Source organism: Streptomyces sp. SM1 (genome assembly GCF_002910825.1).
In the GTDB taxonomy this organism is placed as follows: Bacteria; Actinomycetota; Actinomycetes; order Streptomycetales; family Streptomycetaceae; genus Streptomyces; species Streptomyces okerensis.
Genome location: NZ_NEUB01000334.1, coordinates 15121 through 35875, shown reverse-complemented (window position 1 = coordinate 35875; position 20755 = coordinate 15121). Strand labels below are relative to the sequence as shown.

The window sequence follows — 20755 nt, the reverse complement described above, 5'->3', positions numbered from 1 at the left end:
TCTTACTTCTCCTCGGTGGTACGGGCGTGGGTCACGGCGGGTTCGTTGCCGCCCAGCAGCAGGTAGAGGACGGCCATCCGGATGGAGACCCCGTTGGTGACCTGTTCGATCACGGTGCAGCGGTCGGAGTCCGCGACGTCGGCGGTGATCTCCATGCCGCGGACCATCGGACCGGGGTGCATCACGATGGCGTGCCCGGGCATCCTCGCCATGCGCTCGCCGTCGAGGCCGTAGCGGCGCGAGTACTCCCGCTCGGTGGGGAAGAACGCGGCGTTCATCCGCTCGCGCTGCACCCGCAGCATCATCACCGCGTCGGACTTGGTCAGCGTGGAGTCGAGGTCGTACGACACCTCGCAGGGCCAGCTGCCGACGCCGACCGGCAGCAGGGTCGGCGGGGCGACGAGGGTGACCTCGGCGCCGAGGGTGTGCAGCAGGTCGACGTTGGAGCGGGCGACCCGGCTGTGCAGGACGTCGCCGACGATCGTGATGCGCCGGCCGGACAGGTCCTGTCCGAGCCCCGCGTCCCGGCCGACGAGCCGGCGCCGCATGGTGAAGGCGTCGAGGAGGGCCTGGGTGGGGTGCTGGTGGGTGCCGTCGCCCGCGTTGATGACGTGCGCGTCGATCCAGCCCGAGGTCGCCAGGCGGTACGGGGCCCCGGAGGCGCCGTGCCGGATGACGACGGCGTCGACGCCCATGGCCTCCAGGGTCTGGGCGGTGTCCTTCAGCGACTCGCCCTTGGAGACGCTGGAGCCCTTCGCGGTGAAGTTGATGACGTCCGCGGACAGGCGCTTCTCGGCGGCCTCGAAGGAGATCCGGGTGCGGGTGGAGTCCTCGAAGAAGAGGTTCACGACCGTGCGTCCGCGCAGGGTCGGCAGTTTCTTGATCGGCCGGTCGGCGACCCGGGCCATCTCCTCGGCGGTGTCGAGGATCAGGACGGCGTCGTCGCGGGTGAGGTCGGCGGCCGAGATGAGATGACGCTGCATCTGTCAGGCTCCGTAAGGCAGTTCAATGAGGCGAAATCGGGCAGACGGGTACGCGCACGGGCGTGCCGAGCCGGCGCACACCGTCGGTGTGCGCCCGAAGTGCTACTGGGCGGTCCGCTTGGCGCCGAGCAGTACGGTGTCGCGACCGTCCTCCTCGGCGAGCAGGACCTTGACCGTCTCCCGCAGCGACGTGGGGAGGTTCTTGCCGACGTAGTCGGCGCGGATGGGCAGTTCGCGGTGACCGCGGTCCACGAGGACGGCGAGCTGCACCGCGCGGGGGCGCCCGATGTCGTTCAGCGCGTCGAGGGCGGCGCGGATGGTGCGGCCGGAGAAGAGCACGTCGTCGACGAGGACGACCAGCCGGCCGTCGATGCCGTCACCGGGGATCTCGGTGCGGGCCAGCGCGCGCGGAGGGTGCATGCGCAGGTCGTCGCGGTACATCGTGATGTCGAGCGAGCCGACCGGGACCTTGCGCTCGGTGATCTGCTCGAGCTTGGCGGCGAGCCGCCGGGCGAGGAAGACGCCTCGGGTCGGAATGCCGAGGAGCACCACGTCGTCGGCGCCCTTGGCGCGTTCGACGATCTCGTGGGCGATGCGGGTCAGCACCCGCGCGATGTCGGGGCCTTCGAGGACGGGCCGGGCCTCGGACCCCGTCTGCTGTGCATTCTGCTTGTCCATATGAAACGGACCTCCTTCTCCGCCTCACGGGACGGACGTTAAAGGACGTCGGGTCGCGTCGCTCAGGCTATCAGGCCCGGATCCACGCGGAGCGACACCCCCCATCACTCCGATGGAGTAGCCGATCTTCGCTACCACGGAAGAGTCGGTGTGGACCATTCGGCTTGACGCACGAGAGTAACGCTGCGTAACCTCACAGTGAGTTACCAGCCGCGCGGCATGGAAACCAGCCAGAGCCGCGTCGACACAGTGCCGGGGAGCCATATGTCCAGCGAATACGCCAAACAGCTCGGGGCCAAGCTCCGGGCGATCCGCACCCAGCAGGGCCTTTCCCTCCACGGTGTCGAGGAGAAGTCCCAGGGCCGCTGGAAGGCGGTCGTGGTCGGTTCGTACGAGCGCGGCGACCGCGCCGTGACCGTGCAGCGTCTCGCGGAGCTGGCGGACTTCTACGGCGTGCCGGTGCAGGAACTGCTGCCGGGCACGACCCCGGGAGGCGCCGCCGAGCCGCCGCCGAAACTGGTCCTGGACCTGGAGCGGCTGGCCACGGTGCCGGCCGAGAAGGCGGGCCCGCTGCAGCGCTACGCGGCGACGATCCAGTCCCAGCGCGGCGACTACAACGGCAAGGTGCTCTCGATCCGCCAGGACGACCTGCGCACCCTCGCCGTCATCTACGACCAGTCGCCCTCGGTGCTCACCGAGCAGCTGATCGGCTGGGGCGTCCTGGACGCGGACGCGCGGCGTGCGGTGGCCTCGCACGACGACTGACCGCTGCGCGGATTGCGCAGAAACGTGCCGCCGGGGTGGCCGGAACCGTATGGGTTCCGGCCACCCCGGCGGTCTTCGTGGGCGGGCGGCGGTCTCCTGCCGCGGGCCGTCGGTGGCTGCGCGCGCGGTTCCCCGCGGCTCTGCGGGGCGCTTCTAATCCCGGCGCAGAGACGGCTTGAGCTCCTTGAGCCGGCCGAGCAGGCCGTTGATGAAGGAGGGCGACTCGTCGGTCGAGAACTCCTTCGCCAACTGCACCATCTCGTCGAGGACCACCGCGTCGGGGGTCTCGTCCACCCAGATCAGCTCGTACGCGCCGAGACGCAGGAGGCTGCGGTCCACGACCGGCATCCGGTCGAGGGTCCAGCCGACCGAGTACTGGGCGATCAGCTCGTCGATGCGCCCCGCGTGTTCCGCGTAGCCCTCGACCAGCTGCATCGTGTACTCGCTCACCGGTGGCTGCCGGGTGTCGGTCCGGGAGTGCCGGATCCAGTCGGCGAGGACCGTAAGGACCTCCGTGCCGCGCTGGTCGCCCTCGAAGAGGATCTGGAAGGCGCGCTTGCGGGCCGTGTTGCGGGCAGCCACGGTTAGCTGTTCACCCGGCCGAGGTAGTCGCTGGTGCGGGTGTCGACCTTGATCTTCTCACCGGTGGTGATGAAGAGGGGAACCTGGATCTGGTGACCGGTCTCCAGGATGGCCGGCTTGGTGCCGCCGGTGGAGCGGTCGCCCTGCACACCCGGCTCGGTCTCCTGGATGGTCAGCTCGACGGCCGCGGGCAGCTCGACGAAGAGCACCTCGCCCTCGTGCTGCGCCACGGTGGCCTCGAAGCCCTCGATAAGGAAGTTGGCCGCGTCCGCGACCGTCTTGCGGTCGACGTGCAGCTGGTCGAAGGTCTGCATGTCCATGAAGACGAAGTAGTCGCCGTCCATGTACGAGAACTGCATGTCACGCTTGTCGACGGTGGCCGTTTCGACCTTGACGCCGGCGTTGAAGGTCTTGTCGACGGTCTTGCCGGACAGCACGTTCTTCAGCTTGGTGCGCACGAAGGCCGGGCCCTTGCCGGGCTTGACGTGCTGGAACTCGACGACGGACCAGAGCTGGCCGCCTTCGAGCTTGAGCACCATGCCGTTCTTGAGGTCGTTCGTGGAAGCCACGGTTGCGGAATCTCCTGGACTGGACTGACGTGGACGACGGCCGGGGCGGGGGCAGGCGCACAGCACGGGGCTAGAGCGCGAGCAGCTCCTTGGTCGTGATGGTGAGTAGCTCGGGTCCGCCGTCCGCCTCGGGGCGCACGACGAGCGTGTCATCGATCCGGACCCCGCCCCGGCCGGGGAGATGGACCCCCGGCTCGACGGTGACCGGCACACAAGCGTCCAGTTTACCCATGGCCGCAGGGGTCAATTGAGGGTCCTCGTCGATTTCCAGTCCCACACCGTGGCCGGTGAGCACCGGGAGGGCCTCGGAGTACCCCGCGGAATCCAGTACATGGCGTGCCGCGCGGTCCACGTCGCGGTAGGCGGCGCCCGGCACCAGCGACTCCCGGCCGGCCCGCTGGGCCGAGAAGACCAGGTCGTACAGCTCGATCTGCCAGTCGGCGGGTGCCGTGCCGATGACGAACGTACGGCCGATCTCGCAGCGGTAGCCGCGGTAGGTGGCGCCGAGGCAGACCGAGAGGAAGTCGCCCTCCTCGACGCGGCGGTCGGTGGGGCGGTGGCCCGGACGGCCGGCGTTCGGGCCGGTGGCCACGGAGGTGGGGAAGGCGGGGCCGTCGGCGCCGTGGTCGACCAGGCGGCGTTCCAGTTCCAGGGCGAGGTGGCGTTCGGTGCGGCCCACGAGGATCGACTCCAGGAGTTCGCCCAGGGCCTGGTCGGTGATCTCCGCGCCGATGCGGAGACACGAGATCTCCTCCTCGTCCTTGACGACGCGGAGCTGTTCCACGGCGCCGGCGATGCCGGTGAGGCGCAGTCCCGGGGCGACCGAGTGGATCCGGCGGTGCCGGGTCACGGTGAGGTGGTGCTCCTCGACGGCGAGGGAGTCGACGTCCTGGGCGACGGCGAGGCCGGCGGCCGTGGCGGCGGGGTCGCCGCCGATGCTGTTCGTCACGTGCAGGCGGAGGGACTCGTCGGGGCGGCTCTGCGGGGACCGGTCGTCGGGCGGTCCCGCGCACACCAGGACGTCCTCGGTCCTGCCGAGCAGGAGGACGGCGCCCTCGGGGGCGGCGCCGGCGAGGTAGCGCACATTGGCGGGGCGGGACACCAGCGCCGCCGCGCTGCCGACCGCGTTGCAGCATTCCCGTAGCCGCGTCCGGCGGATCGCGTAGACCTCAGACATTCTTCGAGCGTAGGAGGGGTGGGGGGATGTCGCCGGTCGAGCGGGGCCGAGTGGGGGCCGGGGGCGCCGGCGGAGGTGCCGTTGGCCGGGGGGTGCCGGCGTCCGGGGGCGGTTCCCGTGCCTCCCCCGGAGGTACACCCGGGGGAGGCACGGGTGGGCGGTGCGGGTATCTCCCGCTCGAGCAGAGCCGGGAGTGAGGGAGGCACCCCGCGAGCGCGGGTGAGTGAAGTCCCCCGGGTGGCACGGACTCCGGTTCGGTACGGCCCCGGTCAGACCGGCAGCGCGGCGATCACCACTGTGGCGGGCTGGCTATCGAGCGGGCCAGGACGTCGCCCAGGATGCGGGCCGTCTCCGGTATGCCCAGCTGGGAGTTGTCGATGATGGGCAGACCCGAGCCGTACCAGCCCGCCATGCGGCCGTGGATGCGGGCGACCTCCTCGTCGGTCAGGCGCCGGTTGCCGCTGCGCTCCGCGTTGCGTTCCAGGACGATGTCCAGGCCCGGGAGGAGGACGACCGGCAGCAGGCCGGGACCCACGTGCCGCTTCCAGCCGCCGAGGCCGACGACCGGGCGGTCGGGGAAGACCGCGTCGTCGAGGATGCAGGAGATGCCGTTGGCGAGGAAGTTGCGCGCGGCGAAGCCACAGGTGCGGCGGGCCAGGCGGTACTGCGCCTCGGAGTGGTCGTTCCACCCGGACTGCGGGTCGGCGAAGCCGGAGCGGACCCACTCGCGTACGTCGTCCAGGCTGATGTGGGCGGTCGGGACCCGGCGGTGGTCCGCCCAGTACTTGGCCACACTCGTCTTGCCGGCGCCCGCGGGCCCTATGAGCAGCACCGCGATGATCGCACCGGCCGGATCGTGCGCGGCGGGGGACTGCGGCGGGCTCGGCATGGCGACGGGGCCGCCGGGCGGCAGCGGCACGTGGCCGGTGGTGTCCGGGGGCGGGGGCATCGAGGCATGCCGCGGACCCGCGGACGGTGCGGGCGGAGGCGCGGGGTAGCCCGGTGCCGGAGGAGGCACGGGGGCGGGCCCCGGGTGCGGGCCCGGGTGGTGTGCGGCCGGTGACCAGCCGACGACCGGTCGGTGCCCCGGCTGATGGGGCGGCGGCAGCGGAGAACCCCCTGCGTGCTGCATCCGGTGCCACTCCGTCTCGTACAGGCGATGGGGTGCTGACCGCGGGGTTCCCCGCGCTACCGAACGGTACCGCCCCCTGCCGTCGTTGTGTGAACGGCCGGGGGCGGTGATGAGTGCCCGGGTTACTCCCCCACCTCGCCGTACGCGGCGAGCAGGACGGCGGGGTCGGGGCCTTCCAGCACGGTGGGCTTGGCGAGACCGTCGAGGACGATGAAGCGCAGCAGATCACCGCGGGACTTCTTGTCGACCTTCATGTTCTCCAGCAGCTTCGGCCACTGGTCGTGGCGGTAGTGCAGCGGCAGGCCGACCGATTCCAGGATCGCGCGGTGACGGTCCGCGGTGGCGTCGTCGAGGCGGCCCGCGAGACGGCCCAGCTCGGCGGCGAAGTGCATCCCCACGGACACGGCCGCGCCGTGGCGCCACTTGTAGCGCTCGTTCTTCTCGATGGCGTGGCCGAGGGTGTGGCCGTAGTTGAGGATCTCGCGGAGGCCCGACTCCTTCAGGTCGGAGGAGACCACGTCCGCCTTGACCCGGATCGAGCGTTCGATCAGCTCCGCGGTGTGCGGGCCGGCCGGGGTGCGGGCGGCCTCGGGGTCGGACTCGATGAGGTCGAGGATCGCCGGGTCGGCGATGAAGCCGGCCTTGATGACCTCGGCGAGTCCGGAGACGTAGTCGTTGACCGGGAGGGAGTCCAGCGCGGCCAGGTCGCACAGGACGCCGGCGGGCGGGTGGAAGGCCCCGACGAGGTTCTTGCCCTCGGCGGTGTTGATGCCCGTCTTGCCGCCCACGGCCGCGTCGACCATGGCCAGGACGGTGGTCGGGACGGCGATCCAGCGGACCCCGCGCAGCCACGTGGCGGCCACGAACCCGGCCAGGTCGGTGGTGGCGCCGCCGCCCACGCCGACGATCACGTCGGTGCGGGTGAAACCGGACTGGCCGAGCGCCTTCCAGCAGTAGGCGGCGACCTCGGCGGTCTTGGCCTCCTCCGCGTTGGGGACCTGGATGGCGATCGCCTCGTAGCCCTGTCCGGCGAGGTCCGCGCGGAGCGCCTCCCCGGTCTCGGCGAGGGCTTCGGGGTGCACGACCGCGACCCGCTTGGCCCGGTCGCCGACCAGACCGGCCAGCTCACCGAGGAGCTGACGGCCCACCAGGACCTCGTAGGGCTCGGATCCGGCGGTGCCGCCGATCCGGATCCTCGTCACGTCGTTCACCACAGCGTCCTCCGGCCGGGGGTCCTGCTCCCCGGGAAACACGGTCTCCGGTTCCAGCGCGTCCAGGACGGCCTCGGTGACCTCTTCGGGCGTACGTCCGTCGGTCGGCACCACGGCCGTGGCGACCTCCTCGTAGAGGTGCCGGCGGGCCTGCATCAGTTCGCGCCACTGTTTGCGGGGGTTGACCGCGAGCAGCGGCCGCGCGGCGCCCAGGCCGGTGCGCCGGACCGCCTCCTCGACCTCCATGGACAGGTAGACGACCTGTCGGGGGGCGAGCAGTGCGCGGGTGTCGGCGTCGAGGACCGAGCCGCCGCCCAGGGCCAGGACGCCCTCGTGCTCGGTGAGCGCCGTGCGCACCGCGCGCTTCTCGATCGCGCGGAAAGTGGCCTCGCCGTCGTCGACGAAGATGTCGGCGACGGTCCTGTTCTCGGCGGTGACGATGTCGTCGTCGGTGTCGCGGTAGCCGACGCCCAGCCGCTCGGCCAGCAGGCGGCCGACGGTGGACTTGCCCACACCCATCGGGCCGATCAGAACGATCCGTGGGCTCATCGGACGACCAGGTTGTCGAGGTACGACGTCACGTTGCGGCGCGTCTCGGCGACGCTGTCGCCGCCGAACTTCTCCGCGACCGCGTCCGCGAGGACCAGGGCCACCATGGCCTCGGCGACGATGCCGGCGGCCGGCACCGCGCAGACGTCGGAACGCTGGTGGTGGGCGGCCGCCTCCTCCCCCGTGGCGACGTCGACGGTCCGCAGTGCGCGGGGCACCGTCGCGATCGGCTTCATCGCCGCGCGTACGCGCAGCAGTTCGCCGGTGGTCAGACCGCCCTCCGTGCCGCCGGAGCGGCCGGAGGCGCGGGTGATGCCGTCGGCGGTGGCGAGGATCTCGTCGTGCGCCTTCGAACCGGGTACGCGGGCGAGGCCGAAGCCGTCGCCGACCTCCACGCCCTTGATGGCCTGGATGCCCATGAGGGCGGCGGCCAGGCGGGCGTCGAGGCGGCGGTCCCAGTGGACGTGGGAGCCGAGGCCGACGGGAACGCCGTACGCCAGCACCTCGACCACGCCGCCGAGGGTGTCGCCGTCCTTGTGGGCCTGGTCGATCTCCGCGACCATCGCCTCCGAGGCGTCCGCGTCCAGGCAGCGCACCGGGTCCGCGTCCAGTCGCTCCACGTCGGCGGGGGTCGGGTACACGCCGTACGGAGCCTTGGCCGCGGCCAGTTCGACGACATGGCTGACGATCTCGATGCCGGCCGTCTCCCTGAGGTACGACCGGGCCACCGCGCCCAGCGCCACACGGGCGGCCGTCTCCCGGGCGGAGGCGCGCTCGAGGATCGGGCGGGCCTCGTCGAAGCCGTACTTCTGCATGCCCGCCAGGTCGGCGTGGCCCGGGCGGGGGCGGGTCAGCGGGGCGTTGCGCGCCAGGCCGGCCAGGATCTCGGGGTCGACCGGGTCGGCCGCCATGACCTGTTCCCACTTGGGCCACTCGGTGTTGCCCACCATGACCGCGACCGGGGAGCCGAGGGTCAGACCGTGCCGGACACCGCCGAGGAAGGTCACCTCGTCACGCTCGAACTTCATCCGGGCACCGCGTCCGTAGCCCAGCCGTCGCCTCGCGAGGTGGTCCGCCACCATCTCCGTGGTGATCGGCACGCCGGCGGGAAGACCCTCCAGCGTCGCTACGAGTGCGGGACCGTGGGACTCCCCCGCGGTCAGCCAGCGCAACCTGCTCAACGGTGCTCCTCCGTGCTTCGCGCCCCGGTATGCCCTGCGTACGCGTCGTTCGCGTACCGCTGTGGCGTGACGGGGTGCGCGGCCCCGGTCCGCCACCTCCGATCCTCCCACGTCCGGACGGGGCGACCGGCCGCCGGTCCATCAGGCGGACGGCCCGGTCGGGCCCCGGACAAGGAGGAATCAAGCCGTGCCGTCGCCCCGGCGCTGCTGCCCGGGCGCGTAGGCGCCGAGGAAGTCGGCACCGCTCGGCTGCTGCCGCGCGGCCGGTGTCGCGGGCCGCGGCGCGTGGGCTCCGAGGTGGTCCGCCCCGCGGCTCTGCGGCTGGGGCGCGTACTGGCCCAGGTAGTGGGCGCCGCTGTCCTCGCCGTATTGGGCCGCCGTGCGGACCGGCGGCCCCGAGCGGGCGGCGCGGCGCTGGACGATCCTGCGCCTGATCCTGACGGCCCAGGAGGCCACGACCGCGAGCACGATCAGGGCCAGCACCGCGATCTGTATCCAGCCGGGCAGGAATCCCAGCACGGACTCGAATATCTGGGTCTTCCACGATGCCAGCGGCATGCTTTCGGACATGGAACGCGTTCCCCTCCCGTGTTCCGCCCCCTGCGGAACCGAAGGTGGATCCTAGCGGGCCGCGAGGGCCCGTTCCGCTGCTTTTCGGACGGCGTCCAGCGGGGCCGGCGAGCGTCCCGTCATCTGCTCCACCTGGAGCACCGCCTGGTGCACCAGCAGGTCGAGGCCGCTGATCACCGCGCCGCCGTACGCGGACCAGCGGGCGGCCAGGGGGGTCGGCCACGGGTCGTAGAGCACATCGAAGAGGGCCGTCGGGCGTTCCGGCACGGCCCGGGCGAGCGGGTCCGTGACACCGGCCGGGGTGGTGCTGACGACCAGCGGTGCGTCCAGGGCCCGCTCGGCGTCGTCCCAGTCGGCGGTGCGCACCGCGACGTCGAGCCGTTCGGCCCACCCTCTCATCTCGGCCGCCCGGGCCTCGCTGCGGACGTAGACGGTGATCTCGCCCCGGCAGATCCGGGCCAGGGCGGCCAGGGCGGAGGAGGCGGTGGCGCCCGCGCCGAGGATCGCCGCCTGCTCCACCTCCACGATGCCGTGCTCGCGCAGGGCGGCGGCCATGCCCGGGATGTCGGTGTTGTCACCGGTCCTGCGGCCGTCCTCGTGGAAGACGACGGTGTTCACCGCGTCCACCGAGGCCGCCGTCGCGCTGATCCCGTCGAGCAGCGGGATGACCGCCCGCTTCAGCGGCATGGTCAGGGAGAGCCCCGCCCACTCGGGGCCGAGGGTCCCGAAGAATCCCGGCAGCACCTTCTCGTCCACGTCGAACCGGTCGTACGTCCATCCCTCGAGTCCCAGATCCGCGTACGCGGCACGGTGCAGCACCGGGGAGAGGGAGTGGGCGATCGGGGAGCCGAGGACGGCGGCGCGGCGGGATTCGGCCATCAGTTCTTCCTCGAGGCGTTGAATTCCCTGACCAGCTCCGCGTGTTCGGCGTTGGTCCTGGTGAACTTGCTGGTCTTCCCGTCGAGGGAGATGAAGTAGAACCAGCCGTCGTCCGTCGGGCTGAGGGCTCCCTCGACCGCGTCCTCGCCGGGGTTGCTGATCGGCCCGGGCGGCAGACCCTTGTAGAAGTACGTGTTGTACGGGTTGTCGTAGTTCCTGAGTTCCGCGAGGGTCAGGTCGATCTTGCTCTGGTTCTTGATGTAGTTGTACGTGGAGTCGAACTCCAGCATGCCGTTGGTCTCGGTGTTGCCGGCTTCGAGGCGGTTGTAGATGACCTCGGCCATCTTGCGGAAGTCGCTGTGACTGGTGCCCTCCGCCTGGACGAGGCTGGCGACGGTGACCAGCTGCCACGGGTTCTCCAGCCCGAGGCTCTCGGCCTTCTCCTCGACCTTCAGCCGGTCGTAGACCTCGGTGGCCTGCGCGACCATGCGGGTGAGGACGTCCCCGGGCTTCTGCCCCTTGGACACGCCGTAGCTCGACGGGAAGAGGAATCCTTCCAGCGGGTCCTTGACGTTCTTGTGGTTCCGGGCCCACTCGGGCAGACCGAGTTTCTCCCAGTCCTCCTTGGCCACCTTCGCCGTCGTACCCGCCTGGACGCCGACGCGATCGTCGATGAGCCGGTAGATGTCGGCGTTGCGCTTGCCCTCGGCGATGATCAGGTTGTTGCGGCTCTTCGGGCTGAGCATCAGGTCGACCGCGCTGGCGGCCGACATCTCCTTCTGCAGCGTGTACACGCCGTCCTGGATGTTCTTGCCCTGCGGGTTGGCGGCCTGGGCCGCCACGAACGCGTCGACGCTCTCGACGACGCCCTGCTTCTTGAGCTCCTGGCCGATGGCGTAGCCGCCGGAGCCCTTGGGGATCGTGACGGTCACCTGCTCGCCGTTGCCGGTCCCCGCGTAGTCCGCGGGGCTGCCGAAACGATCCTGGTAGAACTGGTAGCCGAAGTAGGTGACACCGGCCAGGCCGCCGCCGAAGACCACGACCACCACGAGACAGGCCAGGCCGCTGCGCCGCTTCTTCTCCTTGCCGCCCCGGCGCTCGCCGCGTCGTTCGGCCGGTTCGTCGTCGCGGCCGTCATCGTCGTCGGCACCCGAGAAGAAGGCGTGCTCGCCCTGGTCGGGGCCGGGGTCCCAGTCGGCCTCCGCCTCGGGCTCGGGCTCCGGATCGGCGCGGCGGCGGCCGGGCGGCTCGGGCGGCGGGTAGGCATCGGGCGTGCCGTAGTAGTCGCTCTGTTCCCCGCCGTATCCACCGGGCTGCTGCCCGTACGCGTTCGCCGGATCGGCGGCGTACGGGTCCTGCGGCTGATGCGCGCCGACGGGCCAGCCGTTCTGGTCGTACTGCGGCTGCTGCTGGCTGGGGGCGTACTGCTGGTCGTACTGCTGCTGCCCGTAGTCCTGCTGCCGGCTGTACTGGGGATACTGCTGCTGCCCGTAACCGTGCTGGTCGGGGGTGCCCCAGTCGCCGTACTGCGCCTGAGTCTGCGGCTGCTGCGGATAGTGCTGCGGCTGGCCGCCGTAGGGGGACTGCTGACCCTGCCAGGCCTGCTGTCCTCCCCATCCGCCGTCCCCGTACAACGGGTCCTCCGGATGCCACGGTTCGGAGCCTGGGCCCCGGCCATACTCAGTCATCGATCCCCTAGAGCCGCGAGGCGGCGGTCACCCCGGCCACCTGAAGACCATGGTTTCCGTGCCGCCTCTCTCTGTGCGGCGGCTGTTCGAACACCGTCCGCATCGCGCGGAACGTTACCGTATCGCGATCAGATGACCACTTCGACGCCCTCACCGGGTGGTCTGCCTGCCACCCGTTCGGATTCCAGTGCCTGCTGGAGGATGATCACAGCGGCCGCCTGGTCGATGACCGAGCGCCCCTTCCTGGATCTCACCCCGGAGGCACGCAGTCCCTGACTCGCCGTCACCGTCGTCATCCGCTCGTCCACGAGCCGCACCGGAACGGGGCTGACCAGGCGGGCCAGTTCGCCCACGAAGCCGCGGACCTTGACGGCGGCGGGGCCCTCGCCCCCCTTGAGGGAGCGGGGCAGACCGACGACGATCTCGATCGGTTCGTACTCCTCGACGAGCTGCCTCAGCCTGCGGTACGCGGCCGGGACGTCCCGGCCGGGCACCGTCTCGACCGGCGTGGCGAGGATCCCGTCGGGGTCGCAGGAGGCGACCCCGATGCGGGCGTCCCCGACGTCGATCGCGAGGCGGCGGCCGCGGCGCATCGCCGGGCCGTCCGCCCGCTCGTCCACCGGGCCGTTCACTTGGCGGTGTCCGCCACGAGCCGCTCGACGGCGTCGACGGCCTCGCCGACGGCGGCCGGGTTCTGGCCGCCGCCCTGGGCGACGTCCGGCTTGCCGCCACCGCCGCCGCCGAGCGTCTTGGCGGCGGTGCGCACCAGGTCACCGGCCTTGAGTCCGCGCTCGCGGGCGGCCTCGTTGGTGGCGATGACGGTCAGCGGCTTGCCGTTGTTCACGGTGAACAGCGCGACGACGACGGCCCGGCCGCCCTGGATGCGGCCCCGCACGTCGAGGACCAGCCTGCGCAGGTCGTCCGGCGTGGTGCCCTCCGGGACCTGACCGGTGACCAGGGCGACGCCTCGGACGTCCTTGGCGGACCCGGCGAGACCGGCGGCGGCCTGGAGCACCTTCTCGGCGCGGAACTTCTCGATCTCCTTCTCGGCGTCCTTCAGCTTGCCGAGCATGGCGGAGACCTTCTCCGGGAGCTCCTCCGGGCGGCCCTTGATCAGTTCCTGGAGCTGGGCGACGACCGTGTGCTCGCGGGCGAGGAAGTTGTAGGCGTCGACGCCTACCAGAGCCTCGATGCGGCGCACACCGGAGCCGATGGACGACTCGCCGAGCAGCTTCACCAGGCCCAGCTGGGCGGTGTTGTGCACATGGGTGCCGCCGCACAGCTCCTTGGAGAAGTCGCCGATGGTCACGACGCGCACGCGCTCGCCGTACTTCTCGCCGAACTCGGCGATGGCTCCCTGCTTCTTGGCCTCGTCGATGCCCATGACGTCGGCGCGCACGTCGAGGTCGCGGGCGAGCACCTCGTTGATCTTCTGCTCGACGTCGGTCATCACGGCCGTCGGTACGGCGGACGGCGAGCCGAAGTCGAAGCGGAAGCGGCCGGGCTGGTTCTCGGAGCCCGCCTGGGCGGCCGTGGGGCCGAGGGCGTCGCGCAGCGCCTGGTGGGTGAGGTGGGTGGCCGAGTGGGCGCGGGCGATGGCCGTACGGCGGCGGCCGTCGATGGAGGCCTCGGCCCTGGCGCCGACGGTGACCTCGCCGACCTGCACGACGCCCTTGTGGACGTACACGCCCGGTACCGGCTTCTGGCAGTCGCGGACCTCGATGACGGCACCGGTGTCGACCCTGATCCGGCCGGTGTCGCCGATCTGGCCGCCGCCCTCGGCGTAGAACGGGGTGCGGTCGAGGACGATCTCGACCTCGTCGCCCTCGGTGGCGGCCGGGGAGGAGGCGCCGTCGACGAGGACACCGAGAATCGTGGACTCGCTCTCGGTGGCGGTGTAGCCGACGAAGTCGGTGGCGCCGGCCTTGTCGGCGATCTCGCGGTAGGCGCCGGTGCCGGCGTGGCCGGTCTTCTTGGCCTGGGCGTCGGCCTTGGCGCGCTCCCGCTGTTCCTTCATCAGACGGCGGAACCCGTCCTCGTCCACGGAGAGGCCCTGCTCGGCGGCCATCTCCAGGGTGAGGTCGATCGGGAAGCCCCAGGTGTCGTGGAGCAGGAAGGCCTTGTCGCCGGCGAGGACGGTGCCGCCGGTGGCCTTGGTGTCGCTGACGGCGGTGTCGAGGATGTTGGTGCCGGCCTTCAGCGTCTTCAGGAAGGCGTTCTCCTCGGCGAGGGCGACCTTCTCGATGCGCTCGCGGTCGGTGATCAGCTCGGGGTACTGCTGCCCCATCATGCCGATGACGACGTCGACCAGGTCCTTGACGACCGGGCCGGTGGCGCCGAGGAGCCGCATGTTGCGGATGGCGCGCCGCATGATGCGGCGCAGCACGTAGCCACGGCCCTCGTTGCCCGGGGTGACGCCGTCGCCGATGAGCATGACCGAGGTGCGCATGTGGTCGGTGACCACGCGCAGGGAGACGTCCGAGGCCTGGGCGTCGCCGTAGCGGACGCCGGTCAGCTCGGTGGCCTTGTCGATCACGGCCATGGACGTGTCGATCTCGTACAGGTTCTGCACACCCTGCAGGATCATGGCGAGCCGCTCGAGACCGAGACCGGTGTCGATGTTCTTGCTCGGCAGCTCGCCGAGGATCGGGTAGTCCTTGCCCGGCCCCTCGCCCCGCTCGTACTGCATGAAGACCAGGTTCCAGATCTCCACGTACCGCTCGTCGTTGACGGCGGGGCCGCCCTCGGCGCCGAACTCGGGGCCGCGGTCGTAGTTGATCTCGGAGCAGGGACCGCAGGGGCCGGGGACGCCCATGTCCCAGTAGTTGTCCTTCTTGCCCAGGCGCTGGATGCGCTCCTCGGGCACGCCGACGACGTCGCGCCAGATGCGCTCGGCCTCGTCGTCCTGCTCGTAGACGGTGATCCACAGGCGCTCGGGGTCGAGGCCGTAGCCGCCCTTGTCCTGGGGCGTGGTGAGCAGTTCCCAGGCCAGCTTCGCGGCGCCTTCCTTGAAGTAGTCACCGAAGGAGAAGTTGCCGCACATCTGGAAGAACGTGCCGTGCCGGGTGGTCTTGCCGACCTCTTCGATGTCGGGGGTGCGCACGCACTTCTGCACGCTGGTGGCGCGGTCGAAGGGCGGCTTGACCTCACCCAGGAAGTAGGGCTTGAAGGGCACCATCCCGGCCGGGACGAGCAGCAGAGTCGGGTCGTCCGCGATGAGCGACGCCGACGGGACGACGGTGTGCCCGCGCTCCTCGAAGAAGCTCAGCCAGCGGCGGCGGATCTCGGCCGACTCCATCAGTGGTCCTCATTCCGGTTGTACGGGTGCGTCGTGTACGTCGGTCTGTGCCCCGGGCCCTCGACGTACTTGGTGCTGTTGCGGTTCTCGATGACGGCGTAGCCGCGGGGCGGCGGGAGTTCGCGGTCGACCGGGGTGCTGAGCCCGAGCGCGTCGCCCAGCTCCGCCTCGCGGCGGGCCATGTTGTCGCGGACCTCGAGGGCGAAGTCCACCGCGCGGTCCCTGAGCCGGCCTCCGGCGTCGATCGCCTTGTTCGCCGCGGTGACGGCGAGGCTCTCGGGCGTCAGCTGCTTCAGCTTGCGGTTGACCTTGGTGGTGGCCCACACGCCGGCGGCGACGCCGGAGGTGAACCAGAACGTTCGGCGGAACATCGCTGGGTCAGTCCCTCTTTCCCCGGGTCCGCTTTTCCCGCCGCGCCCCCGGGACGGTACGGCCCACGATCACGGAACGCCTCGACGGCTTGGCCGGGGCGTCGTCCTTGCGGCCGCTGACGGCCCGGCGTACGCCGTAGCCGAAGGCGGCGACCTTCACCAGGGGGCCCCCGAAGGTGGAGGCCACGGTGGTCGACAGCGCGGAGGCGTTGGAGGTGACCTCCTGGACGTCGGAGGCGATCGCGTCGACCCGCTCGATCTGGGTCTGCGCGGAGCGCACCGCCGTGGAGGCTTCGGCCAGCAACGGGACCGCCTGATCGGTCACCTCCGCCACCAGCCGGGTGGTCGCCCGGAGCGTCTGGGCCAGCCTCGCCAGCGCGACGGCGAGGAAGGAGACCAGGATCGCCCAGAACACGGCCACCAGGATGCCGGCCACCTCGCCACCGGACACTGTGTGCACCCGCTCCCTTGAAACGCGCCTGTACGTCGAGAAAATCGTGTCCCCGAGCCTATCGCGCCGGTGACGCCACTCCGCACCGGATTACCGTGCGCCACCGGCGAAGCCGTGCCGGAACGCGGGCACGGGCGAAGACGGGCCCGCCGCCTCGTCCGCCCGGAGGGGCGGGGAGACGGCGGGCTCGGGATACCGCGTGCCTGCTGGAATCAGCGGGCGTAGTACTCGACGACGAGCTGCTCGTCGCAGATCACCGGGATCTCCTTGCGGTTCGGCTCGCGGTCCAGGCGGAACGCCAGGGCCTTGAGGTTCACCTGGAGGTAGCGCGGGGTCTCGCCGTCGGGGGCGAAGCCGCCTTCACGGGCGATCGTGAAGAGGGTCTTCTCCTTGCTGCGCTCGCGCACCTGCACGACGTCGTCCGGGCGCAGGAGGAAGGAGGGCTTGTCGACCTTCTTGCCGTTGACCTGGATGTGGCCGTGGACGACCATCTGGCGGGCCTGGTAGATCGTGCGGGCGATGCCCGAACGCAGGACCAGCGCGTCGAGACGGCGCTCGAGCTCGATGACCAGGGCCTCACCGGTCTTCATCGAGGTCTTGGAGGCACGCTCGTAGGCGCGGACCAGCTGGCGCTCGGAGAGGTCGTACTGCGCGCGCAGACGCTGCTTCTCCAGCAGACGGACCTTGTAGTCCGAGTTCTGCTTGCGGCCGCGGCCGTGCTCACCCGGGGGGTAGGGGCGGGCCTCGAAGTACTTGACGGCCTTCGGGGTCAGCGCGATGCCGAGGGCACGCGACTTCTTGACCTTGGGACGGGGCTGGTTCGCCACTTCTCTTCCTTTTCCATTTCGGCTGCCTCAGGGTTACGGGAGGTCGCATCCGCAGCCGGGGAATTCCCGGCAGGTCCGCTCGGGACATGCCAGGCAGCCGCTCCCCTGGTCTGGGCACATACGTGCAGCACACGAACGGCCCACCGACCGGTCCCGGGACTGACGGGTGGTGGTGGGCTGCCCGCGACACCTACAACGGTGCGCGACGCTCCTGGATCGAAGATCCGGCTGGATGTCCCGCCTGAGGCGCCGACCGGAGCCGGACACGGGACGCAGCACTGTCCCGAAGTCTACAGGGTGGTCAGGACCGCTTCCGACCGAGGTGCTTCCTGGTCCACTCGACCGCGTCCGCGTATCTCGCCTCCGCGCCGTGCCGGGTGGGCTCGTAGTACGCGCGGTCCTTCAGGGCGTCCGGCGCGTACTGCTGTTCGGCGATGCCCTCGGGCAGGTCGTGCGGGTAGGTGTAGCCCTTTCCGTGCCCGAGCTCGGTCGCGCCCTTGTAGTGCCCGTCCCGGAGGTGGGACGGCACGGGACCGGCCAGCCCCTTGCGTACGTCGCCGAGGGCGGCGCCGATCGCGGTGGTCGCCGCGTTGGACTTCGGGGCGAGGGCGAGCGCGATGGTGGCGTGGCTGAGGGTGAGGGCGGCCTCGGGAAAGCCGATCATGGCGACGGCCTGGGCGGCGGCGACCGCGAGGGGCAGCGCCTGGGGGTCGGCGAGGCCGATGTCCTCGCTGGCGGAGATCATCAGCCGCCGGGCGATGAAGCGGGGGTCCTCGCCCGCCTCGATCATGCGGGCCAGGTAGTGCAGGGCGGCGTCCACGTCGGAGCCGCGGATGGACTTGATCAGGGCGCTGGCGACGTCGTAGTGCTGGTCGCCGTCACGGTCGTACTTCACCGCGGCCCGGTCGACCGTCTCCTCCAGGGTGGCCAGCGTCACCTCCGCCTCGCCCTTGTCGAGGGCGGCTCCGGCGGCGGCCTCCAGGGCGGTCAGCGCGCGGCGGGCGTCGCCGCCGGCGATGCGCTGGAGGTGGTCCGCGGCGTCGTCGGGAAGGGTGACGGCGCTCTTCAGCCCCCGCTCGTCGGTGAGGGCGCGGCGGAGCAGGTCCCGGATGTCGTCGTCGGTGAGCGGTTCGAGGGTGAGCAGCAGGGACCGGGAGAGCAGCGGGGAGATGACCGAGAAGTAGGGGTTCTCGGTGGTGGCGGCGATCAGGGTGACCCAGCGGTTCTCCACGGCCGGCAGCAGGGAGTCCTGCTGGGCCTTGCTGAAACGGTGGATCTCGTCGAGGAAGAGGACGGTCTCCTGGCCGTACCCGCCGACGGCGCGGCGGGCGCCGTCGATGACCGCGCGGACCTCCTTGACGCCCGCGGTGATCGCCGACAGCTCCACGAAGCGTTTGTTGGTGGCCTTGGAGACGACGTAGGCCAGGGTCGTCTTGCCGGTGCCGGGCGGGCCCCAGAGGATCACCGAGGAGGGTCCCGCGGGGCCCGAGGCGCCTTCGCCGACGAGTCTGCGCAGGGGGGATCCCGGCTTCAGCAGGTGCTGCTGGCCCACCACCTCGTCGAGGGTGCGCGGGCGCATCCGGACCGCCAGGGGACTGCCGGTCGGGTCCTTCTCCTGGCGTTCTTCGGCTGCGGCGGTGAACAGGTCGGGCTCCACGCTGAAACCCTAAGGCACCGCACCGACAACCCGGGGCGGGTGGTCAGCTGGTCCAGAAGTCCCACCAGCGGGTCAGGATCAGCATGCCGATGATGCCGATGTGCAGGACCGGCAGCACCCAGGTGAACTCGCCGAAGAAGCTCTTCAGCCAGCCCGGGGCGGGCAGGAAGCCCTTGCGGACGTTGAACGACGTCACGTACCAGAACATGATGATCGTGGCGACCCAGGCCAGGGAGCACCACAGGCACAGGGCGTTGATCCGGTACAGGGACTGGTACATCAGCCAGGCGCAGAAGACGACGCCGAAGAGCGTGCCCGCGTTGAAGGTGAGCCAGTACCAGCGCGGGAAGCGGGCCCGGGCGAGCAGGCTCATGCCGACGCACACCACGATGCCGTAGGTGACGAGGCCGAGCATCGGGTTGGGGAAACCGAAGACGGAGGCCTGGTCGCTCTCCATCACGCTGCCGCAGGAGACGACGGGGTTGAGGCTGCATCCCGGGACGAAGGTCTCGCCCCTGACCTTGGCCTCGAGCAGCTTGAACTTGTCGAGCGTGATCACCCACGCGGCGAGCACGCCGGCGGCTCCGGTGATCACCAGGAGCAGGGCGAGCGCCCGGCTCGCGCCTTCCGCGCGCGGGGCCGGTGCGGACTGCTCCGGCGAGGCCGGGTGTTCGGGCTCCATGTCGACGTCCCTGACTGTCGTCTTGCTCATCACGCCGATTCCGTCACTGAGAAGTGTGGACCTGCTTCGGGCAGGGGCCATTGTGCCGTACGGAGCTGCGGGTCCGCCGTTGAGCGGGCATAAGGACATACCGGTGTTCGCCCGTGGGCGTGCGGTTTCGGCCGACGTACGGGGCGCGACCGCACACACGCTCCACCCCGTGTCCCCCGCCGGGGTGTCCCGCGGGCCCGCGCGGGGTTCAGCCGAGCCGTGACTCCAGTTCGGCCACGACCTCGTTCACGCCGACCGCCGTCTGCTCGCCGGACTCCATGTCCTTGAGCTGGACGACGCCTTCGGCGAGGTCGCGCTCGCCCAGCACCAGGGAGTAGCGGGCGCCGGAACGGTTGGCGGCCTTCATCGCGGCCTTGAGGCCCTTGCCGCCGTAGGAGAAGTCCGCCGCCACACCGTTCTTGCGCAGCTCGGTGACCTTGGCGAACAGCACGCGGCGGGCCTCGTCACCGAGCGGGACGGCGAACACGCTGGTGGTGGCGGGGAGTTCGAGCTCGACGCCTTCCGCCTCCAGGGCCAGCACGGTGCGGTCGACGCCGAGGGCCCAGCCGACGGACGGCAGGGCGGGGCCGCCGATCATCTCGGACAGTCCGTCGTAGCGGCCGCCGCCGCCCACCGCGGACTGGGAGCCCAGACCGTCGTGGACGAACTCGAAGGTGGTGCGGGTGTAGTAGTCCAGGCCGCGGACCAGCCTGGGGTCGTCCTCGAAGGCCACGCCCGCCGCCGTGACCAGCTCGCGGACCTCCTCGTGGTAGGCCTTGCAGGCGTCGCAGAGGTAGTCCCGCAGCAGGGGCGCGCCGGTGAGCTGCTTCTGTACCGACTCGCGCTTGTCGTCCAGGACGCGCAGCGGGTTGATCTCCGCGCGGCGCAGGGTGTCCTCGTCCAGGTCCAGGCCGCGCAGGAAGTCCTGCAGCGCGGTCCGGTACACCGGGCGGCACTCCCGGTCGCCCAGGCTGTTCAGCAGGATGCGGAAGTCGCGCAGGCCCAGTGAGCGGTAGGCCTGATCGGCGAGGATGATCAGCTCGGCGTCCAGCGCGGGGTCCTCCGCGCCGATCGCCTCGGCGCCGACCTGGGAGAAGTGGCGGTAGCGGCCCTTCTGGGGGCGCTCGTAGCGGTAGTACGAGCCGGAGTACCAGAGCTTGACCGGGAGGTTGCCGGCCTTGTGCAGGTTGGCCTCCAGGGCGGCGCGCAGCACGGAGGCGGTGCCTTCGGGACGCAGGGCGAGCCGGTCGCCGCCCTTGGTCTCGAAGGCGTACATCTCCTTGGTCACGATGTCGGTGGACTCACCGACGCCGCGTGCGAACAGCTCGGTGTTCTCGAAGCCCGGCGTCTCGACGTAGCCGTAGCCGGCGCCCCGCAGCGGGGCCGCGATGGCCTCACGGACGGCGAGGTACCTGGCGCCGACCGGCGGGATCAGGTCGTACGTGCCCTTGGGGGCCTTGAAGGTGCTCACGGAA

Annotated in this window: 20 protein-coding genes; 1 reads left to right on the top strand and 19 read right to left on the bottom strand. The window is 71.0% G+C overall.

Translation table 11 applies throughout. The features are described 5' to 3' along the window. Positions 1 to 2: 2 nt before the first annotated feature. On the bottom strand, positions 3 to 983 hold the full coding sequence (locus tag B9S61_RS08500; protein ID WP_103541701.1) for an aspartate carbamoyltransferase catalytic subunit: 981 nt from the start codon (positions 981 to 983) through the stop codon (positions 3 to 5). A gap of 102 nt (positions 984 to 1085) precedes the next feature. Then, positions 1086 to 1661, bottom strand: a complete 576-nt coding sequence (gene pyrR / locus B9S61_RS08495) for a bifunctional pyr operon transcriptional regulator/uracil phosphoribosyltransferase PyrR (protein WP_103541700.1) — start codon at positions 1659 to 1661, stop codon at positions 1086 to 1088. A gap of 264 nt (positions 1662 to 1925) precedes the next feature. Between pyrR and bldD the strand changes: the two genes are divergently transcribed. Next, the gene (gene bldD / locus B9S61_RS08490; protein ID WP_103541699.1) at positions 1926 to 2426 is read left to right on the top strand and encodes a transcriptional regulator BldD; all 501 of its coding nucleotides are present in this window, start codon (positions 1926 to 1928) and stop codon (positions 2424 to 2426) included. 153 nt (positions 2427 to 2579) lie between these two features. Here bldD and nusB read toward each other — a convergent pair whose 3' ends face one another. From nusB to hisS, 17 genes are all read right to left on the bottom strand, one after another. Then, positions 2580 to 3008 carry a transcription antitermination factor NusB gene (gene nusB / locus B9S61_RS08485; RefSeq protein ID WP_103541698.1) on the bottom strand — a complete coding sequence of 143 codons (429 nt, stop codon included), beginning with the start codon at positions 3006 to 3008 and terminating at the stop codon, positions 2580 to 2582. A 2-nt stretch (positions 3009 to 3010) separates the two neighbouring features. Then, complete coding sequence (gene efp, locus B9S61_RS08480) at positions 3011 to 3577, bottom strand: elongation factor P (protein WP_103541697.1); 567 nt, start codon at positions 3575 to 3577, stop codon at positions 3011 to 3013. A 70-nt stretch (positions 3578 to 3647) separates the two neighbouring features. Beyond that, the gene (locus B9S61_RS08475; protein WP_103541696.1) at positions 3648 to 4754 is read right to left on the bottom strand and encodes an aminopeptidase P family protein; all 1107 of its coding nucleotides are present in this window, start codon (positions 4752 to 4754) and stop codon (positions 3648 to 3650) included. A gap of 289 nt (positions 4755 to 5043) precedes the next feature. Then, on the bottom strand, positions 5044 to 5886 hold the full coding sequence (locus B9S61_RS08470; protein ID WP_103541695.1) for a Pro-rich N-terminal domain-containing protein: 843 nt from the start codon (positions 5884 to 5886) through the stop codon (positions 5044 to 5046). A gap of 122 nt (positions 5887 to 6008) precedes the next feature. Beyond that, on the bottom strand, positions 6009 to 7646 hold the full coding sequence (gene aroB, locus B9S61_RS08465; RefSeq protein ID WP_103541694.1) for a 3-dehydroquinate synthase: 1638 nt from the start codon (positions 7644 to 7646) through the stop codon (positions 6009 to 6011). Further along, positions 7643 to 8827 carry a chorismate synthase gene (gene aroC, locus B9S61_RS08460; RefSeq protein ID WP_103541693.1) on the bottom strand — a complete coding sequence of 395 codons (1185 nt, stop codon included), beginning with the start codon at positions 8825 to 8827 and terminating at the stop codon, positions 7643 to 7645. The genes aroB and aroC overlap by 4 nt, the downstream gene beginning before the upstream one ends. Positions 8828 to 9007: 180 nt before the next feature. After that, a complete protein-coding gene (locus B9S61_RS08455; RefSeq protein ID WP_103541692.1) occupies positions 9008 to 9397 on the bottom strand; it encodes a hypothetical protein in 390 nt (129 codons plus the stop codon). Between the two features lie 51 nt (positions 9398 to 9448). Then, positions 9449 to 10276, bottom strand: a complete 828-nt coding sequence (locus B9S61_RS08450; protein ID WP_103541691.1) for a shikimate dehydrogenase — start codon at positions 10274 to 10276, stop codon at positions 9449 to 9451. Then, positions 10276 to 11964, bottom strand: coding sequence for an endolytic transglycosylase MltG (gene mltG / locus B9S61_RS08445; protein ID WP_103541690.1), 1689 nt, complete (start codon positions 11962 to 11964; stop codon positions 10276 to 10278). Before mltG ends, B9S61_RS08450 begins: the two co-directional genes overlap by 1 nt. Positions 11965 to 12092: 128 nt before the next feature. Next, on the bottom strand, positions 12093 to 12557 hold the full coding sequence (ruvX, locus tag B9S61_RS08435; protein ID WP_181007295.1) for a Holliday junction resolvase RuvX: 465 nt from the start codon (positions 12555 to 12557) through the stop codon (positions 12093 to 12095). Positions 12558 to 12592: 35 nt separating this feature from the next. Further along, entirely contained in the window at positions 12593 to 15262 is a 2670-nt protein-coding gene (gene alaS, locus B9S61_RS08430; protein ID WP_103541688.1) for an alanine--tRNA ligase, read from the bottom strand. Then, entirely contained in the window at positions 15262 to 15633 is a 372-nt protein-coding gene (locus tag B9S61_RS08425; RefSeq protein ID WP_103541687.1) for a hypothetical protein, read from the bottom strand. Before B9S61_RS08425 ends, alaS begins: the two co-directional genes overlap by 1 nt. Before the next feature lie 7 nt (positions 15634 to 15640). Next, entirely contained in the window at positions 15641 to 16093 is a 453-nt protein-coding gene (locus tag B9S61_RS08420; protein ID WP_181007293.1) for a DUF948 domain-containing protein, read from the bottom strand. Positions 16094 to 16296: 203 nt separating this feature from the next. Further along, complete coding sequence (rpsD, locus tag B9S61_RS08415; RefSeq protein WP_103541685.1) at positions 16297 to 16911, bottom strand: 30S ribosomal protein S4; 615 nt, start codon at positions 16909 to 16911, stop codon at positions 16297 to 16299. Between the two features lie 301 nt (positions 16912 to 17212). After that, complete coding sequence (locus tag B9S61_RS08410) at positions 17213 to 18568, bottom strand: replication-associated recombination protein A (RefSeq protein ID WP_103541684.1); 1356 nt, start codon at positions 18566 to 18568, stop codon at positions 17213 to 17215. Between the two features lie 43 nt (positions 18569 to 18611). After that, positions 18612 to 19280 (bottom strand): vitamin K epoxide reductase family protein, encoded by a 669-nt coding sequence (locus tag B9S61_RS08405; RefSeq protein ID WP_103541683.1) that lies wholly within the window; start codon positions 19278 to 19280, stop codon positions 18612 to 18614. Positions 19281 to 19488: 208 nt separating this feature from the next. Next, on the bottom strand, positions 19489 to 20751 hold the full coding sequence (gene hisS / locus B9S61_RS08400; RefSeq protein ID WP_103541682.1) for a histidine--tRNA ligase: 1263 nt from the start codon (positions 20749 to 20751) through the stop codon (positions 19489 to 19491). Positions 20752 to 20755: the final 4 nt, after the last annotated feature.